The 21,653-nt window shown below is 72.1% G+C and carries 15 protein-coding genes and 9 pseudogenes; 15 read left to right on the top strand and 9 right to left on the bottom strand.

Annotated features, from left to right (window positions below; all coding sequences use genetic code 11):
• The first annotated feature begins 1 nt into the window (after nucleotide 1).
• The 4 genes and pseudogenes from WKH84_RS02875 (at nucleotide 2) to WKH84_RS02860 (ending at nucleotide 2,769) form a co-directional block, all read left to right on the top strand.
• Nucleotides 2–1,576, top strand: coding sequence for an ATP-binding cassette domain-containing protein (locus WKH84_RS02875; RefSeq protein ID WP_341855562.1), 1,575 nt, complete (start codon nucleotides 2–4; stop codon nucleotides 1,574–1,576).
• A gap of 69 nt (nucleotides 1,577–1,645) precedes the next feature.
• Nucleotides 1,646–2,107: pseudogene (locus WKH84_RS02870) on the top strand (hypothetical protein); the annotation flags it as partial.
• Nucleotides 2,108–2,156: 49 nt separating this feature from the next.
• Nucleotides 2,157–2,606, top strand: coding sequence for an ATP-binding cassette domain-containing protein (locus WKH84_RS02865; protein ID WP_341856753.1), 450 nt, complete (start codon nucleotides 2,157–2,159; stop codon nucleotides 2,604–2,606).
• On the top strand, nucleotides 2,515–2,769 hold the full coding sequence (locus WKH84_RS02860) for a hypothetical protein (RefSeq protein ID WP_341855561.1): 255 nt from the start codon (nucleotides 2,515–2,517) through the stop codon (nucleotides 2,767–2,769). Before WKH84_RS02865 ends, WKH84_RS02860 begins: the two co-directional genes overlap by 92 nt.
• On the opposite strand, the gene WKH84_RS02855 is transcribed toward WKH84_RS02860, so the two are convergent.
• The 3 genes and pseudogenes from WKH84_RS02855 to WKH84_RS02845 all read right to left on the bottom strand — a co-directional run bounded on the left by WKH84_RS02855 (nucleotide 2,759) and on the right by WKH84_RS02845 (nucleotide 5,595).
• Nucleotides 2,759–3,376 (bottom strand): TetR/AcrR family transcriptional regulator, encoded by a 618-nt coding sequence (locus WKH84_RS02855; protein WP_341855560.1) that lies wholly within the window; start codon nucleotides 3,374–3,376, stop codon nucleotides 2,759–2,761. The two genes, WKH84_RS02860 and WKH84_RS02855, sit on opposite strands and share 11 nt — an antisense overlap.
• 74 nt (nucleotides 3,377–3,450) lie before the next feature.
• A pseudogene (locus WKH84_RS02850) lies at nucleotides 3,451–4,942 on the bottom strand (UDP-N-acetylglucosamine 1-carboxyvinyltransferase).
• Between the two features lie 98 nt (nucleotides 4,943–5,040).
• Nucleotides 5,041–5,595 (bottom strand): HNH endonuclease, encoded by a 555-nt coding sequence (locus WKH84_RS02845; protein ID WP_341855559.1) that lies wholly within the window; start codon nucleotides 5,593–5,595, stop codon nucleotides 5,041–5,043.
• Nucleotides 5,596–5,864: 269 nt separating this feature from the next.
• On the opposite strand from WKH84_RS02845, the gene WKH84_RS02840 reads away from it, so the two are divergent.
• From WKH84_RS02840 to WKH84_RS02830, 3 genes are all read left to right on the top strand, one after another.
• On the top strand, nucleotides 5,865–6,110 hold the full coding sequence (locus WKH84_RS02840; RefSeq protein WP_341855558.1) for a hypothetical protein: 246 nt from the start codon (nucleotides 5,865–5,867) through the stop codon (nucleotides 6,108–6,110).
• Nucleotides 6,110–6,604, top strand: a complete 495-nt coding sequence (locus WKH84_RS02835) for a hypothetical protein (protein ID WP_341855557.1) — start codon at nucleotides 6,110–6,112, stop codon at nucleotides 6,602–6,604. The genes WKH84_RS02840 and WKH84_RS02835 overlap by 1 nt, the downstream gene beginning before the upstream one ends.
• Nucleotides 6,605–6,727: 123 nt before the next feature.
• Nucleotides 6,728–7,216 carry a hypothetical protein gene (locus WKH84_RS02830; RefSeq protein WP_341855556.1) on the top strand — a complete coding sequence of 163 codons (489 nt, stop codon included), beginning with the start codon at nucleotides 6,728–6,730 and terminating at the stop codon, nucleotides 7,214–7,216.
• A 170-nt stretch (nucleotides 7,217–7,386) separates the two neighbouring features.
• Here WKH84_RS02830 and WKH84_RS02825 read toward each other — a convergent pair.
• Nucleotides 7,387–8,799: pseudogene (locus tag WKH84_RS02825) on the bottom strand (oligopeptide:H+ symporter).
• A 228-nt stretch (nucleotides 8,800–9,027) separates the two neighbouring features.
• Nucleotides 9,028–10,547 (bottom strand): annotated as a pseudogene (locus WKH84_RS02820) (NAD(P)/FAD-dependent oxidoreductase).
• 111 nt (nucleotides 10,548–10,658) lie between these two features.
• Between WKH84_RS02820 and WKH84_RS02815 the strand changes: the two are divergent.
• The 4 genes and pseudogenes from WKH84_RS02815 to WKH84_RS02800 all read left to right on the top strand — a co-directional run.
• Nucleotides 10,659–10,877: pseudogene (locus WKH84_RS02815) on the top strand (siderophore-interacting protein); the annotation flags it as partial.
• 74 nt (nucleotides 10,878–10,951) lie between these two features.
• On the top strand, nucleotides 10,952–11,521 hold the full coding sequence (locus tag WKH84_RS02810; RefSeq protein WP_341855555.1) for a siderophore-interacting protein: 570 nt from the start codon (nucleotides 10,952–10,954) through the stop codon (nucleotides 11,519–11,521).
• A 333-nt stretch (nucleotides 11,522–11,854) separates the two neighbouring features.
• On the top strand, nucleotides 11,855–13,159 hold the full coding sequence (locus WKH84_RS02805; RefSeq protein ID WP_341855554.1) for a PLP-dependent transferase: 1,305 nt from the start codon (nucleotides 11,855–11,857) through the stop codon (nucleotides 13,157–13,159).
• Nucleotides 13,156–14,370 (top strand): FAD-dependent oxidoreductase, encoded by a 1,215-nt coding sequence (locus WKH84_RS02800; RefSeq protein ID WP_341855553.1) that lies wholly within the window; start codon nucleotides 13,156–13,158, stop codon nucleotides 14,368–14,370. The genes WKH84_RS02805 and WKH84_RS02800 overlap by 4 nt, the downstream gene beginning before the upstream one ends.
• Here WKH84_RS02800 and WKH84_RS02795 read toward each other — a convergent pair.
• Nucleotides 14,323–15,324: an IS481 family transposase gene (locus WKH84_RS02795; RefSeq protein WP_341855552.1), complete on the bottom strand. Its 1,002-nt coding sequence runs from the start codon at nucleotides 15,322–15,324 to the stop codon at nucleotides 14,323–14,325. The genes WKH84_RS02800 and WKH84_RS02795 overlap by 48 nt on opposite strands.
• A gap of 124 nt (nucleotides 15,325–15,448) precedes the next feature.
• Here WKH84_RS02795 and WKH84_RS02790 point away from each other — a divergent pair.
• A pseudogene (locus WKH84_RS02790) lies at nucleotides 15,449–15,568 on the top strand (PIG-L family deacetylase); the annotation flags it as partial.
• 20 nt (nucleotides 15,569–15,588) lie between these two features.
• Here WKH84_RS02790 and WKH84_RS02785 read toward each other — a convergent pair.
• Nucleotides 15,589–15,738 (bottom strand): hypothetical protein, encoded by a 150-nt coding sequence (locus WKH84_RS02785; RefSeq protein WP_341857064.1) that lies wholly within the window; start codon nucleotides 15,736–15,738, stop codon nucleotides 15,589–15,591.
• A gap of 29 nt (nucleotides 15,739–15,767) precedes the next feature.
• Here WKH84_RS02785 and WKH84_RS02780 point away from each other — a divergent pair, with 29 nt between their 5' ends.
• The 3 genes and pseudogenes from WKH84_RS02780 (at nucleotide 15,768) to WKH84_RS02770 (ending at nucleotide 18,141) form a co-directional block, all read left to right on the top strand.
• Nucleotides 15,768–16,175, top strand: a complete 408-nt coding sequence (locus WKH84_RS02780) for a hypothetical protein (RefSeq protein ID WP_341857063.1) — start codon at nucleotides 15,768–15,770, stop codon at nucleotides 16,173–16,175.
• 96 nt (nucleotides 16,176–16,271) lie between these two features.
• Nucleotides 16,272–17,699, top strand: a pseudogene (locus WKH84_RS02775) (transketolase); the annotation flags it as partial.
• 94 nt (nucleotides 17,700–17,793) lie between these two features.
• Nucleotides 17,794–18,141: a transketolase C-terminal domain-containing protein gene (locus WKH84_RS02770; protein WP_341856752.1), complete on the top strand. Its 348-nt coding sequence runs from the start codon at nucleotides 17,794–17,796 to the stop codon at nucleotides 18,139–18,141.
• A gap of 65 nt (nucleotides 18,142–18,206) precedes the next feature.
• Here the strand turns inward: WKH84_RS02770 and WKH84_RS02765 are convergent.
• Nucleotides 18,207–19,630, bottom strand: a pseudogene (locus tag WKH84_RS02765) (sugar porter family MFS transporter); the annotation flags it as partial.
• 205 nt (nucleotides 19,631–19,835) lie between these two features.
• Nucleotides 19,836–21,642 (bottom strand): annotated as a pseudogene (metG, locus tag WKH84_RS02760) (methionine--tRNA ligase).
• Nucleotides 21,643–21,653 lie beyond the last annotated feature (11 nt).

The raw sequence follows: 21,653 nt of genomic DNA, 5'->3' as shown, positions 1-21,653 counted from the left end.
CATGAGCACACCCAACGCCCCCGTCGCCGACGAGAAAGCCGCCCCGCGCGGCAACCCGCTACGCTCCCTGAACTTCTCGGGACGTTTCTGGATCGCGCTGGTCCTCGTCGTCGGTGTGATCCTGCTGGGCCTGGCCGGCTACGTCTATCCCACCGGGCCCGGGGAGAAGGTGGCCTCGCTGTACGACCCGCCCGGCGCGGGCCTCCCGCTCGGATCGGACAACTTCGGCCACGACGTGCTCGCGGTGCTCATGGCCGGCACCCGCACCTCGCTGATCATCGGCCTGGTCGCGGGGATCGTCGCCACCGTCATCGGGGTGATCGTCGGCCTCGTCGCCGGCTACATCGGCGGCTGGTTCGAGGAGCCGCTCATGGGCGCCACCAACGTGGTCCTCGCGATCCCGTCGATCATCGTGCTGATCCTCATCTCGATCTCGCTGCCCCAGAGCAAGATCTGGTCGCTCGCGGTGGTCATCGGCATCACCTCGTGGCCCTGGACCGCCCGCGCCGTCCGCGCCCAGGCCTCGTCGGTCGCGACGAGGGAGCACATCGACGTGGCCCGGCTCTCCGGGGCACGACTGCCCGGCATCCTCCTGCTGGACGTCTTTGCCGTACATCCTGTCGTACGCGGTGATGGCGTTCGTCCTGCAGGTCGCCGGCGCGATCCTCGCCGAGTCCTCCCTGTCGATGCTGGGCCTCGGCCCGTCGGGGGCGAACTCGCTGGGCATCCAGCCGCACTGGGCGCTTGCGTTCCAGGCCGTGGGCGGCGGCGCCTGGTGGGCCTTCCTCCCTCCGACGATCGTGCTGACCCTGGTCTCGTTCGGCTTCCTGCTCCTGCAGTCCAGCCTCGACGAGGTGTTCAACCCGCGCCTGCGTCGCGGCAAGCGCAAGCAGATGAAGCAGGCCGCGGCCCGGCGCGCCGAGGAGGCGCGCCTGCTCGCCGCGCAGACGGCCCGCACCGTGCAGGACCCCACCGGCGCACCACGAGGGAAGGAGCTCGCATGAGCCACGACGACGCCGCCCCCGCCCGCGCGGACCGGGCGATCCTCGCCCGGGCGCACGACATCCGCTGCGTCTACGGCGGTGGGGAGAAGGACTTCACCGCCGTGGACGGGGTGTCGCTCGAGCTCGGCGAGGGGGAGATCCTGGGACTGGCCGGGGAGTCCGGTCGCGGGAAGACGACGCTGGGCAACGCCCTGGCGATGATCGCGACCCCGCCGCTGTACGTCCTGTCCGGCACGCTCGAGATCGACGGGGAGAGCATCGACCTCTCCACCCTCTCGGTCGCGGACCTCAAGCGGCACCGCCCCTACCGGGGGCGGACCGTGTCGATGCCGCCGCAGGGGGCGATGAACTCCATCAGCCCCACCCTGCGGATCCGCGACCTCGTGCATGACGTGATGCGCGCCCACGACCCGCGGGTGAGCCGGGACGAGGCGCTCGACCTCGCCCGGGACCGCCTGAAGATGCTCGAGATGCCGGTGCGGGTGCTGGACTCCTACGCGCACCAGCTCTCCGGCGGGATGAAGCGCCGCATGATCACGGTGATCTCCACGCCGCAGAACCCCCGGCGCTGATCGCGGACGAGCCCACCTCAGCGCTCGACGTCTCCAGCCAGCGGATGCTGGTGGAGATGCTTGCTGGCGATGGTGGAGCAGCGGATCATGTCGGGCGTCGTCTTCGTGACGCACGACCTGCCGGTGCTCTCGCAGGTCTCGGACCGGCTCGCCATCATGAGCGGCGGGCGGATCGTCGAGACCGGACCCACCCGTCGGCTCGTCGAGCGGCCGGAGCACGACTACACCAGGACGCCGCTGTCCTCGGTGCTGGATCCCAGCCGGGAGACCTGGGAGCGGGGCCGACGACGCGCCGGTCTCGACGCGGGCGCCGCCGGCCCCGCCGCTCCTGCTTGCCCCTGCGCCCGAGAAGGAGGTGGGGGCCCGATGATCGAGACCCCCGAGATGATCACCCGCGCCCGCACGGAGCGCGAGGTGCTGCTGTCCTGCACGAACGTGACCAAGGAGTTCTCGGTCGCCGGCGGCACCGTGGTCGCGGTCGACGACGTCAGCCTCGAGTTCCCCGAGGCGAGCGTGCTCGCCGTGGTGGGGGAGTCGGGCTCGGGCAAGTCGACCCTCGCCCGCATGCTCGCTGCGTCTGATGCCCGTCACCTCGGGCACCATCGCGTTCCGCGGCCAGGACGTCACCTCCCTGTCCGGGAAGGGGTCGCGGGACTACTGGTCGGAGGTGCAGGCGGTCTTCCAGGACCCCTTCGCCTCCTTCAACCAGTTCTTCACCGTCGGCTCCCTCTCGCGGCGGCGCCTCGCGCTCGCGAGGATCCCCTCCGACGAGGCGGATGCGCTGATCGAGGAGTGCCTGGGCTACGTGGACATGCTCCCCCGCGACGTGCTCCACAAGTTCCCGCACCAGATGTCCGGCGGCCAGCGCCAGCGCATCATGATCGCGCGGGCGCTGATGATGCGGCCCAAGGTGCTTGCTGGCCGACGAGGCGACCAGCATGCTGGACGCGACGCCGCGGGTGAACGTGCTGAACGTGCCGCACGACCTGCGCAGCGAGCTGGGCCTGACGGTCCTGTTCATCACGCATGACATCGGCCAGGCCTGCTATCTGGCGGACCGGGTCGCGGTGATGGAGCGGGGCAGGGTCGTCGAGCGCGGGTCGACGGAGGAGGTCATCTTCGCGCCGCAGGCCGAGTACACCCGGCGTCTGCTCTCCGACGTCCCCGATCTGCGCGGCGACCTCAGGACGTAGCCGGGCGAGCCAGCGACACGGAGAAGGTCGCCAGGGTGCGCTCGAGCTCGACCGAGGGCTCGAGCGACCACTGGATCTGCAGGCCGTCGGAGGCCGCGACGAGGAGGGCCGCCATGTCGGCGGGCTCGACGTCGTCGCGGACCGTTCCGGCGGCCTGCTCTGCGGCCAGGCGCTCGGTCAGCTCCGTGCGGATGCGCTCGAAGCGGTCGGTGAAGAACTCGTTCGAGGGCGTGCCGTCGGCGGCCAGCGCCGAGGCGACCAGGGTCGTGTACAGCTCGACCATGCCGGGCACGCCGATGTTGATCATCGCGGCCTTGACCAGCACGTCCATCGCCGACTCCGCGGCATCGCCCGAGGTGTCGCGCTTCGCCTCGGCGTGCTCGTAGACCGCCACCAGCGGCTGTTCGCGGGAGTCGAAGTAGTGCAGCGGCGCCGCGTGGGACACCCCGATCGCCGTCGCGATCCGGCGCAGCGAGGTGCCGTCGGCCCCCCGCTCGCGGAACACCTCGGCGGCCCGCTCGAGGATCTCCTGCCGGCGGGCGACGCCCTTCTCGTACGAGCCGGCCCGGCCGATGACGGGCCGGGCGCGCTTCTCCTCGCTGGTCATCCCTCGATCCTATCCAGGGCGGGACCGGGCTCCCGCGCGACCCACCGGGCAGTCGGCGGTGCGGGAGGGACCGCTCAGATGTCGCGGAAGGTCTCGATGCGCGCGCCGAGCTTGTTCAGGCGCTCGGCGAGGTCCTCGTAGCCGCGGTTGATGACGTAGACGTTGCGCGCGACGGAGGTGCCCTTCGCGGCGAGCATCGCCAGCAGGATCACGACCGCCGGACGCGCGCGGGCGGGCACACCAGCTCCGCGCCGGACCAGCGGGTGGGTCCCTCGAGGAGGACGCGATGCGGGTCCATGAGCTTCACGTTCGCGCCGAGCTTGGTGAGCTCGGTGAGGTAGATCGCGCGGTTCTCGTACACCCAGTCGTGCAGCGGCGTCTGCCCCTGCGCGGTCGCCCCGATCACGGCGAAGAAGGGCAGGTTGTCGATGTTCAGGCCCGGGAAGGGCATGGGGTGGATCTTGTCCGCCGGGGCGCGCAGGTCGCTGGGATGGGTGGTGATGTCCACCAGGCGGGTCTTGCCGTTCTCCGCCAGGTACTCCTCGGAGCGGTCGTAGCGCAGGCCCATCTCCTCCAGCAGGGCGAGCTCGATCTCCATGAACTCGATCGGCACGCGGCGCACGGTGATCGAGGAGAGGGTGACGATCGCGGCGGAGATCAGGCTCATCGCCTCGATCGGGTCCTCGCTCGGGGCGTAGTCGACGTCGGTAGAGATCGAGGAGGTGCCGTGGACGACCAGGGTGGTGGTGCCGATGCCCTGGATCCGCACGCCGAGCTTCTCGAGGAAGAAGCACAGGTCCTGGACCATGTAGTTCGGGCTCGCGTTGCGGATGATCGTCTCGCCCTCGTACAGGGCGGCGGCCAGCAGGGCGTTCTCCGTGACGGTGTCGCCGCGCTCGGTGAGCACGATCGGGCGGGTCGGGCCGGTGCCGACGGCGGTGGTCGCCTGGTAGTTGTGGTCGGTCGCGACGACGTCCAGGCCGAAGTGGCGCGACGCCGTCATGTGCGGCTCGACGGTGCGGGTGCCGAGGTCGCAGCCCCCGGCGTAGGGGAGCTGGAACTTCCCCGCGCGGTGCAGCAGCGGGCCCAGGAACATGATGATCGAGCGGGTGCGGCGCGCGGCGCCCTCGTCGATCGAGCTGAGGTCGAGGGTCGCGGGGACGCGCGGCTCGAGGTCGCCCAGCTCGTTCAGCCAGGTGGCCTTCACGCCGATGGAGGTCAGCACCTCGAGCAGTCGGTTGACCTCCTCGATGCGCGCGACCTTGCGCGCACAGTGGTGCCGGTGTTCAGCAGCGAGGCGCACAGCGGCGCGACGCCGGCGTTCTTGGAGCTCTTGACGTCGATCGCGCCGGAGAGCGTGGTCTCGCCGTGCACGCGCAGATGGCTCGGGCCCGAGGTGCCCATGCCCACGATCTCCGAGTCCAGTGCCCTGCCGATCCGGGAGATCATCTCCAGGGTGAGGTTCTGCTGGCCCTTCTCGATGCGGTTGATCGCGCTCTGGCTGGTGCCGAGGGTCGTGGCGAGCTGGGCCTGCGTGAGACCGGACTGCTGGCGCGCGTCGCGCACCAGAGCGCCGATCCGGGGAGGAACTCCGTGGTCTCAGTCATGCGCCGACAGTAACTCATAGATGAGATACCAGCAGGTCGCGGCTGGTGGGTTCCTGGTCACGTCGGCCCGTGCCACGCCCTGATCAGGCGCCGAGCAAAGACCGGGAGGTCCTCGACGTGTCCTCCCACCCGGTAGGAGACGGCCGGATCGTAGGGCGCGAAGCGCAGCGGCATCCCGGCCTCCGCGGGGGTGCGGTCCGCCTTGCGGTTGTTGCACCCCTTGCACGCCGAGACGAGGTTCGTCCAGGAGGAGCGACCCCCGCGGGAGACGGGCAGGATGTGGTCCACGGTGGCCAGCGGCGCCTCGCACGCCGGCGCGCGCGAGACGCCGCGGCCGCAGTACGCGCAGGTCCAGTGGTCCCGCTGGTGGACCGCGCGATAGCTGAAGCCGACGGAGCGGCGCCCCGCCCCCTCGACCCAGGCGCCGCTCAGCTCGCGGGTGAGCTCGAGGGCTAGGGGCACGATCCGCTGGTCGACCATCGTGAGCTCGACGGGATTGGCGACCTCGCGGCGGATCATCCCGAAAGCGTGGCGCACCGTGGTGGTGTGGAGCGACTCGCCGATCCCGGTCTTCGGGTCGTAGCCGAGGTTGTAGACCCTGACCTGGGGCATCGCGCCACCTCCTTCCCGTCGTCGTCGAAGTGCGACGGCCCGGGAGCACAGGAGGAGCTCGCGGACCGAGCACATGCATCGTCCCCCGCCGGGCCGGGCGGGTCCATCGGATTCTCGCGAGCCCCCGCGACGGGAGGGTGACGATCGCCTGCACAGCGCAGGAACAGCGCGTGCCGCGCCTGTACGCAGAAGGCGCTGGACGCGGGTCGCTCCGGCGCGGCGGCCTGTGAGCGCTGGAATCCCCGGCGGTGGGACGGCATGCTGGGGGAATGGCGCAGCAGGAGCAGGGACGGGAGGAGCGGGACCGCGTGCTGTCCGAGTACGGGGCCTGGCGCCTGCGGACCGACGAGGACGCCCCCGCCCTCGACGAGGTGCGCACCCTCGAGACCCTGCTCGCGGCTGAAGGCCGAGCGGCTGGGGAGCCCGGAGGTGGGGCTGTGGACCGCCGCACTCACCCGGGAGTCGCTGACCGAGGTGGTGCCCCGCACCGTCGTCCAGCCGCGCGAGCGGCCTGATGGACATGGTGCCGGTCTTGCGCCGCCTGGTCGACTTCCTCGTCGAGACCGGCCGATGGGCGCCCGGCTCGATGCGCGAGGCCGAGGCGCCGGCTCTGCTGCACGAGCTCGAGTTCGCCGCGCTCGAGGCCGCCGACGATCCCACCCGCCGCTCCTTCTCCACCAACGTGCTGGGCCACGGGCTCTCGCTCGGGGTGGACCTCGAGGACGAGGAGGCGCTCGCGGACTACCTGCACTGGTTCCACTCCCTGCCCGACGCGGAGCGCCTGGCCGTCTCCGGCACCGGCCGGCTCGCGCGACCCTCGACGCCCTTCGACCCGCTGCTCGAGCGTGCGCGCGCCGCCGCGACGAGGCGGAGGAGCGGGACTGGCCCTGGTTCCTGCCGGCGCTCGAGGACGACGGCGAGCCGCTCGGCGAGCTCGCCGAGCAGGAGGGCGTCGGCCCCTATCTCGACTGCCCCCTGGTGCGGCGGGCCGTGGGCGTCCTGGAGGTGATCGGCGAGGGACGGCGCGCGACCGCGACCGGCGCACCGGGGAGGAGACCACCGCGGAGCCGCTCGAGCACCTCGGCCTCGACGGCGGCGCCCGCGCCTCTGGGACCGGCCGGAGCTGGCCGGGGTGTGGACCACGCCGCTGGACGGCGGGTGGCTCGAACTCGCGGACGGCCGGGTCCGCGCCGCCGTCGGCCCGGTCCCGGCGGCGCTGCCGGAGGACGCCGAGGGCTTCGTCGAGTTCGGGCACGCCCTGATCACCGCCGCGCCGCTGGGCCGTCAGGCCCGCGGCGCCGAGGACGGCGGGTTCCGCGGCATGCCCGACACCATCGCGGCGCTCCTGGTGGCCTGCGGGGACGAAGGGTCGCGCCTCCCGCCCGGGCCGGAGCTTCCGCCCCCGGAGCACGAGCCCCGCGCCCTCGCGCGGTCGCTGCACGTCATGCACGACCTCGGCGACCTCGCCGACTGCGGGGTGCTCACCCATGAGGACGGCGTGTTCCGCGGCGGCCCGGCATTGATGCTCGCGCTCGTCGGCCTCGCCGCGCCGCGACGGGGAGGCGGACCGGACCGACCGGCCCTGATGTCGGGCGGTGCCCGGAGGATCCAGGGCACGTGACCTCGTCGACCGGTTCCCGCCGTTCGTCGGCGACTCCCTGGCCGTCTCCGGTGCACGCCCTCCGCCGGTCCTCGACAGCTGAGGACCGGGCGGACCGTCCCCGACAGCACAGGAGCCGCCCCACCCAGAGGTGGAGCGGCTCCCGGAGCTACGCGCGAGGGCGGGGTCGGTCAGCGCACCCCGCGCATGGCCCGACCGACGGGCTTCGCGACCAGCGACATGAGCACGCCGATCGCGATGGTCACGGCGCCGAGCACGCCGAAGTAGCCCACCTCGTTCTCCGCGGAGTAGAAGCCCGCGAGCGCGCCGGAGAGCGCGGTGCCGAGCGCCACGGAGAGGTTGTACAGCGCCATCATCATCACCGGGTACGACCGCGGCGCGAGCTTCGTGGCCAGCGAGAGGCCGACGGGGGAGAGCCACAGCTCGCCGACGGTCGCCACCAGCATGATCATGGCGATCCACAGCACCGGCACCGAGACGACGGCGGCCATCGGCAGGAACAGCAGGAAGGCCGAGCCCATCAGGATGATGCCCACACCGAACTTGCGCGGGGTGATCGGCTGACGGGTGCCGAGCTTCGTCCACAGCGCCGCCATCACCGGGGCGAGCACGATGATGAAGAACGGGTTGAAGGACTGCACCCACGAGATCGGCATCTCCCAGCCGAGGATCTCGCGGTCCAGGCGGGTGTCCGAGTACAGGGTGATGACCGTGAACTGCTTGCTGGAACAGCGCGAAGAACGCGGCCGTGCCGATGAACAGCGGGATGAAGGAGACCACGCGGGAGCGCTCGTCGGAGTCGAGCTTCTTCGAGGCGAGCAGGATCGCGAAGATCACGACGGCGCCGACGACGGCGAGGGCCGCGACGACGGTCGCGAGATTCTGGGCGTTCAGCACGCCGGTCGTGGCGAGCACTGCCACGAGGACCACGGTGCCGACGGCGATCAGGGCCCACAGGGGTCGCTGCGCGCGGGGCGCGGATCCGGGACGGTGTGCACGCTCGCAGGAAGTCCCTTGCGGGTCAGCACGTACTGCAGAAGGCCGATCGCCATGCCGACCGCGGCGAGGCCGAAGCCGAGGTGGAAGCCCCACTGCTGCTGGGCGATGCCCGTCACCAGCGGACCGAGGAGGCCGCCGATGTTGATGCCCATGTAGTAGATCGAGAAGCCGGCGTCGCGGCGCGGGTCGTCGCGCGTGTACAGCGCGCCGACCAGCGTGGCGGCGGTGGACTTCAGACCGCCCGAGCCCACGCCCACCAGCAACAGGCCGAGGCCGAGGCCGACCACGCCCGGGACCAGTGCCAGGGCGATATGGCCGAACATGATCATCACGGCGGAGCCGAAGAGGGTCCTCTCCGGGCCGAGCAGGCGGTCGGAGACCAGCGCGCCGAGGATCGAGAAGAGGTAGACGGAGCCGCCGTAGGCGCCGACGATGCCGAGGGCGGTGCCCTCGTCGATGCCGAGACCGCCGTCGGTCGCGGCGAAGTACATGTAGATCGCGAGGATGCCCTGCATTCCGTAGAAGCTGAAGCGCTCCCACAGCTCGACGCTGAACAGGTTCGCGAGCGGGCCGGGCTGGCCCATGAAGGTGCGGCCGCTGGGGTTGTGCGCCTCAGGCGTGTCGGCGGGGTCCACGGTGATCCCGGCGGCGTCGCCGGGCGTCCGCTCAGGGGGCTGGACGGAGGGATCTGGAGGGGTCGGAGAATTCACGGTGAGCCATCCTGCGCCTCACCCGTTCACGGTGCAACGCGGCGACCGGGCGATGTGAGCAGTCCATCCCATCCCGCTGAGCAGAATGCGGGATCCGATCCCTCAGACTGATGGCTCCTGTGCTCGCCCGGGGGTGGGGGCGAGGCTCGGCGACTCCCTGATACCGAACTCCGTCCGCGAGACGCGGGAGGCGCGTGCGCGACCCCGCCATCCCGTGCACGCCCGGCCCCGGAGGCGTCGCCGAGGAGCACAGGTACCAGCCCGTGCGGCCCAGGCGGTAGGGGTCCGGAAGCGGGGTGGGTCGCGCGATCATCCGCGCCATCGTCACCCTGCCCTGGGAGATGTCACCGCCGACGAGGGCGGGGTTGTGGTGGATCATCTCCGCCGCGGGCACGGCGCGGGAGGCGACGACGAGGTCGCGGAAGCCGGGGGCGAAGCGCTCGATCTGCGCGGTGACGCGCTCGGTCGGGTCGGTGCGGTCCCCGGCCGGTGCATGCGCATAGGTCCACAGCGGTCGCAGCCCGCCACGGATCCGTGCGGGATCGACGACGGACGGGTCGCTGACCAGGGTGAGAGGACGGTCGGGGAAGCGCCCGGAGGCGACCTCCGCCTCGGTGCGGGCCATCTCGGCGCGGGTGCCGCCGAGATGCTGGGTCCCGGCACGGCCGACGTCGGGGTCGTGCCACGGCACCGGCCCGGACAGCACGAAGTCGACCTTGGCGGCGCCGTCCCCGTGGGGCACCTTCCGCAGCATCGCCTCGAGGGGGCGGGGGAGCCGGTTGGCGAGGACGTCCGCGGCGGCGGGCGCGGGGATGTCCAGCGACACGGCGCGGGCCGGGGGCACGTCCCGCCAGGTCTGCACATGGTGTCCGGCGGTCACGGTCCCGCCGTGGGCGCGCAGGTCCGCCACCAGCGCGTCGACGATCGCCTGGGAGCCGCCGACGGGGATCGGCCAGCCCACCCCGTGCGCGATGGTGCCCAGCAGCGAGGCGGTGGCGCCGAGCGCGAGGGAGGGAAGCTGTCCGATCGCGTGCGCCGCCACCCCGGTGAGCAGGGCGCGGGCGCGCTCGGTGCGGAAGGGGAGGTCCCAGGCCGGGGTCCCCTGGAGGGCGAGCGCCGCACCGAACAGCGGGGCGGCGCGCAGGGTCCGCGCGGTCAGCGGCGCGGAGGGCACCGAGCGCTTGTCGCCGAGGGCGAGCTCGACGACGAGGTCCTGGTCGCGGGAGAGCGTGCCCAGCGGCCGCGCGCCAGGCCGGCCCGTCGGCGCCGAGGCCGTCGGCGGTCCGCTCCACATCCCGCCAGGCGATCGCGGCGGGGGCGTCGTCGAGAGGTCGCGCGTAGGAGGCCTCGGGGGCGATCGCGCGCACGCCGCGCGCGGCGAGGTCGAACTCCGCGAAGAAGGGGCTGGCGAGCGCGAGGGGGTGCACCGCGGAGCAGAGGTCGTGGACGATGCCGGGCGCGAGGCCCAGGTCGAGGGTCCGCGCCCCGCCCCCGATCGTCTCCTGCGACTCGAGGACGTGGACCGTGAGCCCGGCCCGGGCCAAGGTGACCGCGGCCGCGAGACCGTTAGGGCCGGAGCCCACGACGACGACGTCCGTCTCTGCGGCGGGCGAGGTGCTCATGCGCGCCAGCCTAGTGGGCCGCGCTGCGACAGGGCAGGGCGCACGTCTCGAGGCGCCGACGGGAGCCCGGCACGGATTTACGTAATACGGAAGTAGCGTAATGTGGAGGGCATGCAGACCACCACCGCCCAGTCCCCGTCCGCCGAGGCGCCCGCCGCGCGCCGTCCCAGGGCGCCGCGCCCCCAGGCCGTGCTCGAGGTGCTGGGCAAGACCCGCATCTCCCCGCGCCTCTCGCGCCTCACCCTCGGCGGCGAGGGCTTCACCACCCTGCACCGCAACGTCCAGACCGACGCCTACGTGAAGCTCCTCCTTCCCGCCCCCGGCTCCGGTCTGCGACCCCGTACGACCTCGACGCCCTGCGCGCGGAGAGCCCCGAGTCGCTCCCGACCCGCCGCACCTACACCGTGCGCCGCTGGGACGATGCGGCGCGACAGATCGAGATCGACGTGGTCCTGCACGGCGATTCCGGCGAGGACGACCACGGCGTCGCCGCCCGCTGGGCCGACGAGGCCCAGCCCGGCGACCTCATCGCCATGAACGGCGCCGGCGGCGGCTGGTCGCCCGCGGCCGACGCGACGAGCCACCTGCTCATCGGCGACCACGCGCCAGCGCCCGCGATCGCCGCCGGCCTCGAGGCGATGGATCCGGACGCCCGCGGTCTCGCTCTGATCCACCTGGACCACGAGGACGACCGCCTCGAGCTCCAGCACCCCGAGGGCGTCGAGCTGCGCTGGGTGCTCGGTGCGCGCGAGCAGCTGCTCGACGAGGTCGCGGCGCTGGACCTCTCGGACCACGAGGGCCTGGACGTCTTCTGCCACGTCGAGCGCGGCATCACGAAGCGACTGCGTCGTCTCCTGGTCAAGGACGCCGGCATCGCCCGCGAGCAGATCTCGATCTCCGCCTACTGGGCGCTGGGACGCATCGAGGACCAGTTCCAGGCCGAGAAGCGCGAGCCCATCGGGGCTATCGACTGAGCGACGTACTGCGAGGAACGAGCGGTAGGAGCTCAGTCAGGAGGGACGGAGTCTGAGCGACGTACTGCGAGGAACGAGCGGTAGGAGCTCAGTCAGGAGGGACGGAGTCTGAGCGACGTACTGCGAGGAACGAGCGGTAGGAGCTCAGTCAGAGGGACGGGGTCTGAGCGACGTACTGCGAGGAACGAGTGGTAGGAGCTCAGTCAGGTGAGCGGAGATTGAGTCGGCGCGGCTGACTCCGCGCCACACTTCGTCACGTTTCTCGCCGCGCCCGCCCGCGCCGCCGCACGATGGACCGCGCAGGACGGACATCGACCACGGCAGGGAGGCGCCATGAGCACCGCAGGCATCCACGCGGGTTGGACGCGGGCAGACACGCACCGCGCCCTGACCCCACCGATCTACGCCTCGAGCGCCTATGCGCAGACCAACCACTCGTCCCTGCGCGCCCTGTTCGAGCGACGCGCCGACGGCTTCGCCTACTCCCGCTCCGGGAACCCCACCACCGAGGTCCTCGAGCGGCGGATCACGGCGCTCGAGGGCGGGATCGGGGCGATCGCCGTCGCCTCCGGACAGGCCGCGACGACGATCGCGCTGTGCGCCCTCGCAGCCCCCGGCGGGCACGTCGTCGCCTCCTCGCGCCTGTACGGCGGCACCACCGAGCCGCTCGACGACACCCTCGCCGATCTCGGCGTGACCACCACCGTGGCGGACCCCTGGGACCTCGAGGCGTGGGAGGCGGCGTTCACCCCGCGCACCCGCGCCGCGATCGTCGAGTCGATCGCGAACCCGGGAGCGCAGCCGCTGGACCTGGACGCCCTCACCTCCATCGCGCACGCCCATGACGTCCCGGTGATCGTCGACTCGACCCTCGCCAGCCCCGCTCTCTACCGTCCCGGCGACCACGGCGCCGACGTCGTCGTCCACTCCGCCACGAAGTACCTGTGCGGCCACGGCACCACGATCGCGGGCCTGATCGTGGACACCGGACGCTTCGACCCGCGGCGATGTCCCGAGCGGTGGGAGCGCCTGACCACCCGCAACCGCCGCTTCGGCGTCACCTTCGCCGACGAGTACGCGCGCGGCGGCTCGGGGTCGCTCGCCTACGCCCGCGCCAAGTTCGTCACCGATCTCGGGGCGACCCTGCCTGCGACCAGCGCCCAGCAGATCCTCGTCGGCATCGAGACGCTCGACCTGCGTCTGCGGAAGATCAGCACCGATGCGACCGCGCTCGCCGGACGTCTCGCCGCCGCCGGCGAGGTGGCCGAGGTGCACCATCCCTCGCTCCCCGGCCGGCCCGACCGGCATCTCGTCGCTCGGGACTTCCCCCGCGGCACCTCGGGCGTGTTCTCGATCGACCTGCACGGCGGCGAGGACGCGGCGGCGGCCTTCTGCGACGCGCTGGAGCTGTGGTCCCTCGCCGTGAATCTGGGCGATGCCCGGTCGCTGGTCTGCCACCCGGCGAGCACCACCCACTCCCATCTCACCCCCGCCCAGCGGGAGGCCTGCGGGGTGAGCGAGGGGACCGTGCGCCTCAGCGTCGGCCTCGAGGACCTCGAGGACCTCTGGGCGGACCTCTCCCGCGGGCTCGAGGCCGCCCGCGCCGTCCTGCCCGAGACGCGCGCCGTCACGGCGTGAGCCTGCTCGCCTCCGGGAACACCGCAGGCCGCGGCCGGGTTGCGCCGGACATGGACCTTCTCGACGCCGTCGTGATCGGGGCCGGGCAGGCAGGCCTCTCCGCCGCCTACCACCTGCGCCGACGCGGCATGGATGACGTCGTCGTGCTCGACGCCGAGGACGGCCCCGGCGGGGCATGGCGCCACCGCTGGGACAGCCTCACCATGGCCACCGTCAACGGGATCCGCGAGTCGCCCGACGCCCCGGCCCCGAAGATCAGCGGCGACGTCCCCGCGAACATCGCGGTGCCCGCCTACTTCGCCGAGTTCGAGGCGCGGACGGGGCTCGAGATCCGTCGGCCCGTGCGCGTCACCCGCGTCGAGGACGATCCGGCAGGTGCGGGGGAGCGGCAGGGGCCCCTCCTGGTCCGCGCGGTCGGGGCCGACGGACGGGCGCGCCCGTCTTTGCGCACCCGTGCGGTGCTGAACGCGACCGGCACCTGGACCCGGCCCTTCGTGCCCGCGGTTCCCGGGGCGGCGGGGTTCCGCGGCCGGCGGCTGCACACCGCCGAGTACGTCGCCGCCGACGAGTTCGCCGGTCAGCGGGTCGCGGTGGTCGGCGGTGGGATCAGCGCGCTCGGCCACCTCCAGGAGATCGCCGAGGTGGGCGAAACCCGCTGGTACACGCGTCGCGAGCCGATCTTCCGCGAGGACGAGTTCACCGAGGAGACCGGACGCGAGGCCGTCGCCGGGGTGTGGGACGCGGTGCGGGAGGGGCGCCCCGTCGGCGGCTGTCGTCTCCCACACCGGGTCGCTGTGGACCCCGGCGGCGCGCCGCGCCGCACACCGCGGGATCCTGGACCGTCGGCCGATGTTCACCCGGATCGTGCCGGACGGCGTGATCGAGGCCGACGGGACGCGCACCCCGGTGGACGCGATCCTCTGGGCCACCGGGTTCCGGCACGAGCCGCGCCATCTGCGACCGCTGGGCCTCACCGGCCCGCTCGGCGGGATCGCGATGGACGGCACCGCCGTTGCCGCCGATCCCCGCATCCACCTCGTCGGCCACGGACCGGGCGCCTCCACCATCGGGGCGAACCGTGCCGGGCGCGCGGCCGTGAACCGCCTGGTCCGCGACCTCGAGGCCGGGCTCGGCGCCTCCCTCGACCGGGAGCTCGTGCGCGCCTAGGTGTAGTTGGCCATGACGTTATCGACGCCGGTATGGAGTCGTGAGGCTGGGGGCTGATCGCTGCAGGCGGTGTGCGGGCGATGGTAGTCGTAGTGGTGGACCCAGATCCTGATCGCGTCTCGCCGCTCGTTCTCTGAGTCGTAGGCGCGGGCGTAGAGGCATTCGTCGGTCATGAGCCGCTGGTAGCGCTCGACCTTCCCGTTGTGCCGGGGCGTGTAGATCCTGGTGCGCTGGTGCCGGCCGATGAACGCCCTGGTTGACCGTCGGAATGCCTTGGCGGTGTAGTTGCTGCCGTTGTCGGTGATCAGACGGGAGATCCGCGTGATGCCGTGCGCGGTGAAGAACGCCCGGGCTCGGTGGAAGAACGCGATGGTCGTCGCGGCTTTCTCGTCCTCGAGTGCTTCGGTGTAGGCCAGGCGGGAGAACCCGTCGATGATCGAGTGGAGGTAGGTGTAACCGATCCGCTGGGAGTGCTTCTTCTTGTCCTGCACGGAACCTCGCCCATGCGCCCACCACCCGCCGCCGTCGCGGAGCTTGCCGATCTTCTTCACGTCCATGTGGACCATGTGCCCGGGATAGCGGGCATGGATCTTCCCAGGTCGGCGGAGGTTCTCTCCGTCCGGGGTGATGTCCCGGACCCGGTTCAACCCGAGCCGGTCCAGCCAACGAGTCACCGTCCGCACGCGCGATGCGAAGCCGTGGCCGTCGGTGAGTTCGCGGGCGATCCGACGGGCGGACCACTTCTTCTCCCGTCGCCAGGACTCGATCAGCTCGAGCACCCAGACCGGGAGCCGGGTGGGTCGCTTCGCCGGTGCGCTGGAGCGGTCCTGCAGACCGACCTCGCCATGCTCCCGGTAGCGGCCGACCCACTTCGACAGGGTCGAACGGGAGATGTGGAACTCCGCGGCGACGTGCGCGATCGGACGGCCTCTCCCGATCACCTGGTCGACGGCTCGCTGCCTTCCAAGCGTCGTCAGCGGGGCATTACGGTGGGTCACGGAACGGGTCCCCTCCTGCGAGATGGTTGCTTAGACACCACCCATCGTGCCGGTCACGGGGCCCGTTCCCTCATCCCCGGCCAGCGTCCACAACGTCATGACCCGCAACACCTAGGGTGTCGTCATGGATGCTCCCACCGCCCTTCCTCCGCTGCCCGAGGACGGCCTGCGCCGCGTGCTCTGCGTCGTCGCGCATCCCGACGACATGGAGTACGGCGCCTCCGCCGCCGTGGCCGCCTGGACCGCCGCGGGGGTGGAGGTGTCCTATCTGCTGCTGACCCGCGGCGAGGCCGGGATGGCGGAGCCGCCCGAGATCGTCGCGCCGCGCGGGAGACGGAGCGGCCGCGCGCCTGCGCACAGGTCGGCGTGGAGGACCTGCGCCATCTCGACCACCCCGACGGGATGCTCGAGCACGGCCTGCCGCGCGCCGGGACATCGCCCGCGTGATCCGGCAGGTGCGCCCCGACCTCGTGCTCACCGCGAACTTCGAGGTCGAGGCGTACGGCGGGCTGAACCAGGCCGATCACCGGGTCGCGGGGCTCGCCGCCGTCGACGCCTGCCGCGACGCCGCGAACCCGTGGGTGTTCCGCGAGCTGGCCGAGCAGGAGCACCTCGCGCCCTGGAGCACGAGGACGCTCGCGGTGGCCGGGCACCCCGACCCCACCCACGCCAAGTGCGTCGGACAGCGCGAGGTCGACGCCGCGGTCGCCTCCCTGCGCGCGGACGAGGCCTATCTCGCGCACGTCGCCGACCATCCTGTCCCGGAGGAGTTCATCCCGGAGATCCTCCGCCAGGGCGGTGCCGCCGCGGGCACCGAGCACGCCGTCGTCTTGCGCGTGCACGAGCTCTGAGCGCGGGACCGAACGGTCGGCCGCCCCTTGGCCGCCCGGCGCGCAGGCTCCTACGGTGGGGAGGTCAGGCAGGATCCGCCACGGAAGGACTCTCCGATGACCTCCACCATGCACGACGGACTCTCCCTCGAGCAGGTCCGCGAGCTCGCCGCCCAGCCGCGGGTCGACTCGATCCGCTCCTCGACCGCCGCCGGCTCGGGACATCCCACCTCCAGCATGTCCGCCGCCGACCTGCTGGCCGTCCTCATGTCGCGCCACCTGCGCTACGACTGGGACGACCCCGACGCCCCCGGCAACGACCATCTGATCTTCTCGAAGGGACACGCCTCGCCCCTGCTGTACTCGGTGTTCCGGGCGGCCGGCGTCGTGTCCGAGCAGGAGCCGCTGGAAGGCTACCGACGCTTCGGCGAGCGGCTCGAGGGGCACCCCACCCCTGTCCTGCCCTGGGTCGACGTCGCCACCGGCTCGCTCGGGCAGGGACTGCCCGACGGCGTCGGCATCGCTCTGGCGGGCGCGAAGCTCGAGCAGACCCCGTACCGGGTCTGGGTGCTCGCCGGCGACAGCGAGCTCGCCGAGGGCTCGATGTGGGAGGCCCTCGCGACCGCCTCCCACTACGGCCTCACGAACCTGGTGACCCTCGTCGACGTGAACCGGCTCGGCCAGCGCGGCGAGACCGCGCTGGGATGGGACATGGACACCTACGCCGCCCGCGTCGAGGCATTCGGTGCGGAGGCGGTCGTCGTCGACGGACACGACCTCGAGGCGATCGACGCCGCCCTCGCCCGTGCCGACGATGACCTCGAGCGTCCGCTGGTCATCCTCGCCCGCACCGTCAAGGGCAAGGGGATCCCCGGGGTCGAGGACGAGGAGGACTGGCACGGCAAGCCGATGCCCGAGGACCGCGCCGAGGAGGCGATCGACGCGCTCGGCGGCGTCCGCTCGGTGCAGGCGCGCGGCCCCCGACCGCCCGAGATCGAGCGCCCCGCCCCGTCGCGCGGGCCGGTCGAGCCGCCGACCTTCGAGGTGGGGGAGGAGCTCGCCACCCGCAAGGCCTACGGTCCCGCCCTGGTCGCACTCGCGGACGCCGACCCGCGGGTGGTCGCGCTCGACGGAGAGGTCTCGAACTCCACCGGCGTCGCCGACTTCGTCCAGGCGCATCCCGAGAGGTTCTTCGAGATGTTCATCGCCGAGCGACAGATGGTCGCCGCCGCGACCGGCCTGGCCGCCCGCGGGTACATCGCCTACGCCTCGTCCTTCGCGGCCTTCCTCAGCCGCGCCGCGGACTTCATCCGCATGGCCCCCGTCTCCCGGGCCGACCTGCGACTGGTCGGCTCGCACGCCGGGGTGGAGATCGGCGCCGACGGCCCCTCCCAGATGGGCCTGGAGGACCTCGCCATGATGGCGGCCACGCAGGGCTCGACCGTGCTGTACCCGAGCGACGCGACCTCGACCGCCGCCCTGGTCGCGGCGATGGCGGACCTGCACGGCGTCAGCTACCTGCGGACGACCCGCGGCGGGTACCCGGTGCTCTACGGCCCCGAGGAGGAGTTCCCCGTCGGCGGGTCCAAGACCCTGCGCCGCGGCCGCGCACGACGGGGTCACCCTCATCGGCGCCGGCGTGACGCCGCACGAGGCGCTCGGCGCGGCCGAGGCGCTGGCCGAGGAGGGCGTGCAGGCTCGCGTGATCGACGCGTACTCGGTCAAGCCGATCGATGCCGAGGGCATCCGCGCGGCCGTCGCCGAGACCGGAGGGCGCGTGGTGGTGGCCGAGGACCACCATCCCGAGGGCGGGCTGGGCGCGGCGGTGCTCGCGGCGCTGGCCGCCGAGCCGCTCGCCGATCTGCACCTCGAGCACCTCGCGGTCGACGGGGTGCCGGGCTCCGGCACCACCGCCGAGCCGCTGGACTGGGCCGGCATCGACGCCGCGCACATCGCGCGCGCGGCGCGGGCGGTGCTGGAGGGCTGAGCCTCCTGCGCGGGGGCGGCGGGACTGTGCTCAGCCGTCGGCCGCGACGTCGTCGGCCGCCCCCGCCGTCCCAGGCGCGGCTGGTCCATGTCCTCCAGCTCGCGGCCCTTCGTCTCGGGCACCCAGCGCGCCACGAACAGCAGGCTCAGCAGTGCGAAGGTCGCGTACAGGCCGTAGGCGAAGCTCAGGCCGATCTCCGACAGGGTCGGGAAGGTCGCCGAGACTGCCAAGTTCGCGGCCCACTGGGCCGCGGCCGCGACCGCGAGGGCGGAGGCGCGGATGCGGTTGGGGAAGATCTCGCCCAGCGGCACCCAGACCAGCGGGCCCCAGGTGATGCCGAAGAACATCACGAAGGCGTTGGCGCTGATCAGCGCCACGGTCGACCACGGGTCGGGCAGCGTGACCGACTCCGCGCCGGCCGCCGTCTCCCCGAAGGAGAACGCCAGCGCCATGAGCCCCAGCGACACGGTCATGCCCGCCGAGCCGACGAGCAAGCATGACGCGGCGACCCACCCGGTCCACCAGCAGGATCGCGATGATCGTGGCGACGATGTTCATCACCGAGGTGATGGTGGAGGTCAGCGGCGCCTGCGACTCGTCGAAGCCGACCGACTGCCACAGGGTGGTGGAGTAGTAGAAGATCACGTTGATTCCCACGAGCCGCTGGAACAGCGACAGCGCGATCCCGAGCCACACGATCGGCAGCGAGCCCGAAGCGGCCCCCGAGCAGGTCCCGCAGGCTCTCCTTCTGCTCCCGCTCCAGGGAGCGGCGGATCTGCTCGATCTTGAGGTTCACGTCGAGCTCGCCGGTGAAGTCGTAGAGCACCTTCGAGGCCTTGTCCCGTTCGCCCTTGCCGATGAGGTAGCGCGGGGACTCGGGCAGGAACAGGGCCATCACGCCGTAGACGGTGGCGGGCACGGCCTCGATCATGAACATCCAGCGCCAGGCGGCGACCCCGAACCAGTAGGACTCCGCGGCGCCGCCCGCGGTGTTCGCGATCACCGCATTCGACAGCAGTGCCACGAAAATTCCCAGCACGATCGCGAGCCGCTGCAGCGAGCCGAGGCGGCCGCGATACCTCGCCGGCGCGACCTCGGCGATGTAGGCGGGGGCGATGACGCTCGCGGCGCCGACGCCGAGCCCGCCCACGACGCGCCACGCGATCAGGTCCCACACCCCGACGGCGAGTCCCGATCCGATCGCGGAGACGAAGAACAGGATCGCCGCGATGACCATCACCGGGATGCGGCCGAAGCGGTTGGCGAGCGAGCCCGCGAACCAGGCGCCCACGGCGCGCCCGAGCGACGCGGAGGAGACGGCGAAGCCGGTCAGGCCCGCCCCGAGCGAGAACTCCGCGGAGAGGGCTCCGACGGCGCCGTTGATCACCGAGGTGTCGAAGCCGAAGAGGAAGCCGCCGACGGCCGCGGCGATGCTGATCCCGACCACCTTCGGGTTGAGGGTCTTCGCGGGTGCGCTCATGGGGACCATCTCCTCGGCTCGGCGTCAGACGCGTCGTCCACGTGCCGGTCACCGTACACCTCCGGGGGCGGAGAGGACTGCCCCTCAGCCGCCGCGGCGGACCTGCTCCGCGTAGTCGTCGAGGACCGCCAGCAGGCCCTGTAGTCACACTTTCCTCCGAAAGTGTTACTACAGGGCGGTCGTGGTCAGGGTTCCCGCTCCGCGCCCGGAGGGATCAGGCGTCGTCGGCGGCCTCCGCCTCGAGCTTCTCGAGCTCCTGCTCGGCCACGGCCGGGTCGAGCTTGACGAAGATCGGGGTCGGCTTCACGACCGTCTGCCCCACGGTCACCGGGCGATGCTCCCAGGCGGGCACGGCCGTGTAGTCGCCGGTGATGATCGGGTAGCCCGGGCCGCCGTCGAGGTCCTCGACCTCGTCGATGCGGGGTATCGGGGCGATCTCCCGGTCCCCGCCGAGCGCCTTCTCCACGGCGTTGGCCGAGTGGGGGAGGAAGGGGGCGAGCATCGTGTTGAGATCGGTGACCGCCTGGGCGAGCACGTGCGGCACGGTGAGCAGGCGCGGACGCCGCTCCTCGGCCTTCATCTTGAACGGCTCGGTGCGGGAGACGTAGGCGTTCGCCTCGCCGACCAGGCGCATGATCTCTGCGATCGCGGCGCGCTGGCGGTGGCTCTCGATGAGCTTCCCGACGGTCGTGAAGCCCGTGCGGATCTGGTCGAGCAGCCGCGGTGTCGACGTCCTCGAGCTCGCCCGCGGCCGGGATCTCCCCGACGTTCTTCGCGATCATCGCGGCAGTGCGGTTGACGAGGTTGCCCCAGCCGGCGACCAGCTCGTTGTTGGTGCGGGAGACGAAGTCGACCCAGGTGAAGTCCGCATCGTGGTTCTCGGGGCCCGCGGCGGAGATGAAGTAGCGCAGCGCATCGGGCTGGTAGCGCTCGAGCACGTCACGCACGTAGATCACGATCCCCTTGGAGGAGGAGAACTTCTTGCCCTCCATCGTGAGGAACTCGGAGGAGACGACCTCGGTGGGCAGGGTCAGCTCGCCGAAGCGGCCGGGTCGCCCGCCCTTGTCGCCCTCGCCGTTCTGGGCGATCATCTCCGCCGGCCAGATCTGCGAGTGGAAGACGATGTTGTCCTTGCCCATGAAGTAGTAGGCGAGGGTGCCCGGATCGTTCCACCAGCGGCGCCATGCCTCGGGGTCCCCGGAGCGGCGCGCCCACTCGATCGAGGCGGAGAGATAGCCGATCACCGCGTCGAACCAGACGTACAGGCGCTTGTTCGGCTGGTCCTCCCAGCCCGGGACCGGGATGCCCCAGTCGATGTCGCGGGTCATCGCACGGGGCTTGATGTCCTCGAGGATGTTCTGGCTGAACCGGATCACGTTCGGGCGCCACAGCCCGGTCGCCTCCCGCTCGTCGAGCCAGCGGCCGAGCTCCGCGGCGAGCGCCGGCAGGTCGAGGAACCAGTGCGAGGTCTCGATGAACTCCGGGGTCTCGCCGTTGATGCGGGAGACCGGGTCGATGAGGTCCGTCGGGTCCAGCTGGTTGCCGCAGTTGTCGCACTGGTCGCCGCGCGCGCCGCCCGCGCCGCAGATCGGGCAGGTGCCCTCGATGTAGCGGTCGGGGAGGGTGCGGCCGGTCGACGGGGAGATCGCGCCCGAGGTGGTCTGCTCGATCATGTAGCCGTTGTCCCGCACGGCGACGAACATGTCCTGCACCACCTGGTAGTGGTTGCGGGTCGTGGTCCGGGTGAACAGGTCGTAGGAGAGGCCGAGAGCGACCAGGTCCTCGACGATGAGCCGGTTGTTGCGGTCGGCGAGCTCGCGGGCGGAGATGCCCTCCTTGTCGGCCTCGACGAGGATCGGCGTGCCGTGCTCGTCGGTGCCGGAGACCATCAGCACGTCGTGGCCCGCCATCCGCATGTAGCGCGAGAAGACGTCGGAGGGGACGCCGAAGCCGGCGACGTGGCCGATGTGGCGGGGACCGTTGGCGTACGGCCAGGCGACCGCGGACAGGACTGTGCTCATGGGATCCGATT

Source organism: Brachybacterium sp. GPGPB12 (assembly GCF_038396325.1).
Taxonomy (GTDB): Bacteria; Actinomycetota; Actinomycetes; order Actinomycetales; family Dermabacteraceae; genus Brachybacterium; species Brachybacterium conglomeratum.
Note: the sequence above shows the minus strand (reverse complement) of the source record. Positions and strands in the feature narration are given on the sequence as shown.

Excerpts from the sequence above, each read along its gene's own strand:
- WKH84_RS02875 (WP_341855562.1), top strand. The coding sequence starts at position 2 with ATGAGCACACCCAACGCCCCCGTCGCCGACGAGAAAGCCGCCCCGCGC.
- WKH84_RS02865 (WP_341856753.1), top strand. The coding sequence starts at position 2,157 with ATGCCCGTCACCTCGGGCACCATCGCGTTCCGCGGCCAGGACGTCACC.
- WKH84_RS02860 (WP_341855561.1), top strand. The coding sequence starts at position 2,515 with ATGCTGGACGCGACGCCGCGGGTGAACGTGCTGAACGTGCCGCACGAC.
- WKH84_RS02855 (WP_341855560.1), bottom strand. The coding sequence starts at position 3,376 with ATGACCAGCGAGGAGAAGCGCGCCCGGCCCGTCATCGGCCGGGCCGGC.
- WKH84_RS02845 (WP_341855559.1), bottom strand. The coding sequence starts at position 5,595 with ATGCCCCAGGTCAGGGTCTACAACCTCGGCTACGACCCGAAGACCGGG.
- WKH84_RS02840 (WP_341855558.1), top strand. The coding sequence starts at position 5,865 with ATGGCGCAGCAGGAGCAGGGACGGGAGGAGCGGGACCGCGTGCTGTCC.
- WKH84_RS02835 (WP_341855557.1), top strand. The coding sequence starts at position 6,110 with ATGGACATGGTGCCGGTCTTGCGCCGCCTGGTCGACTTCCTCGTCGAG.
- WKH84_RS02805 (WP_341855554.1), top strand. The coding sequence starts at position 11,855 with ATGAGCACCGCAGGCATCCACGCGGGTTGGACGCGGGCAGACACGCAC.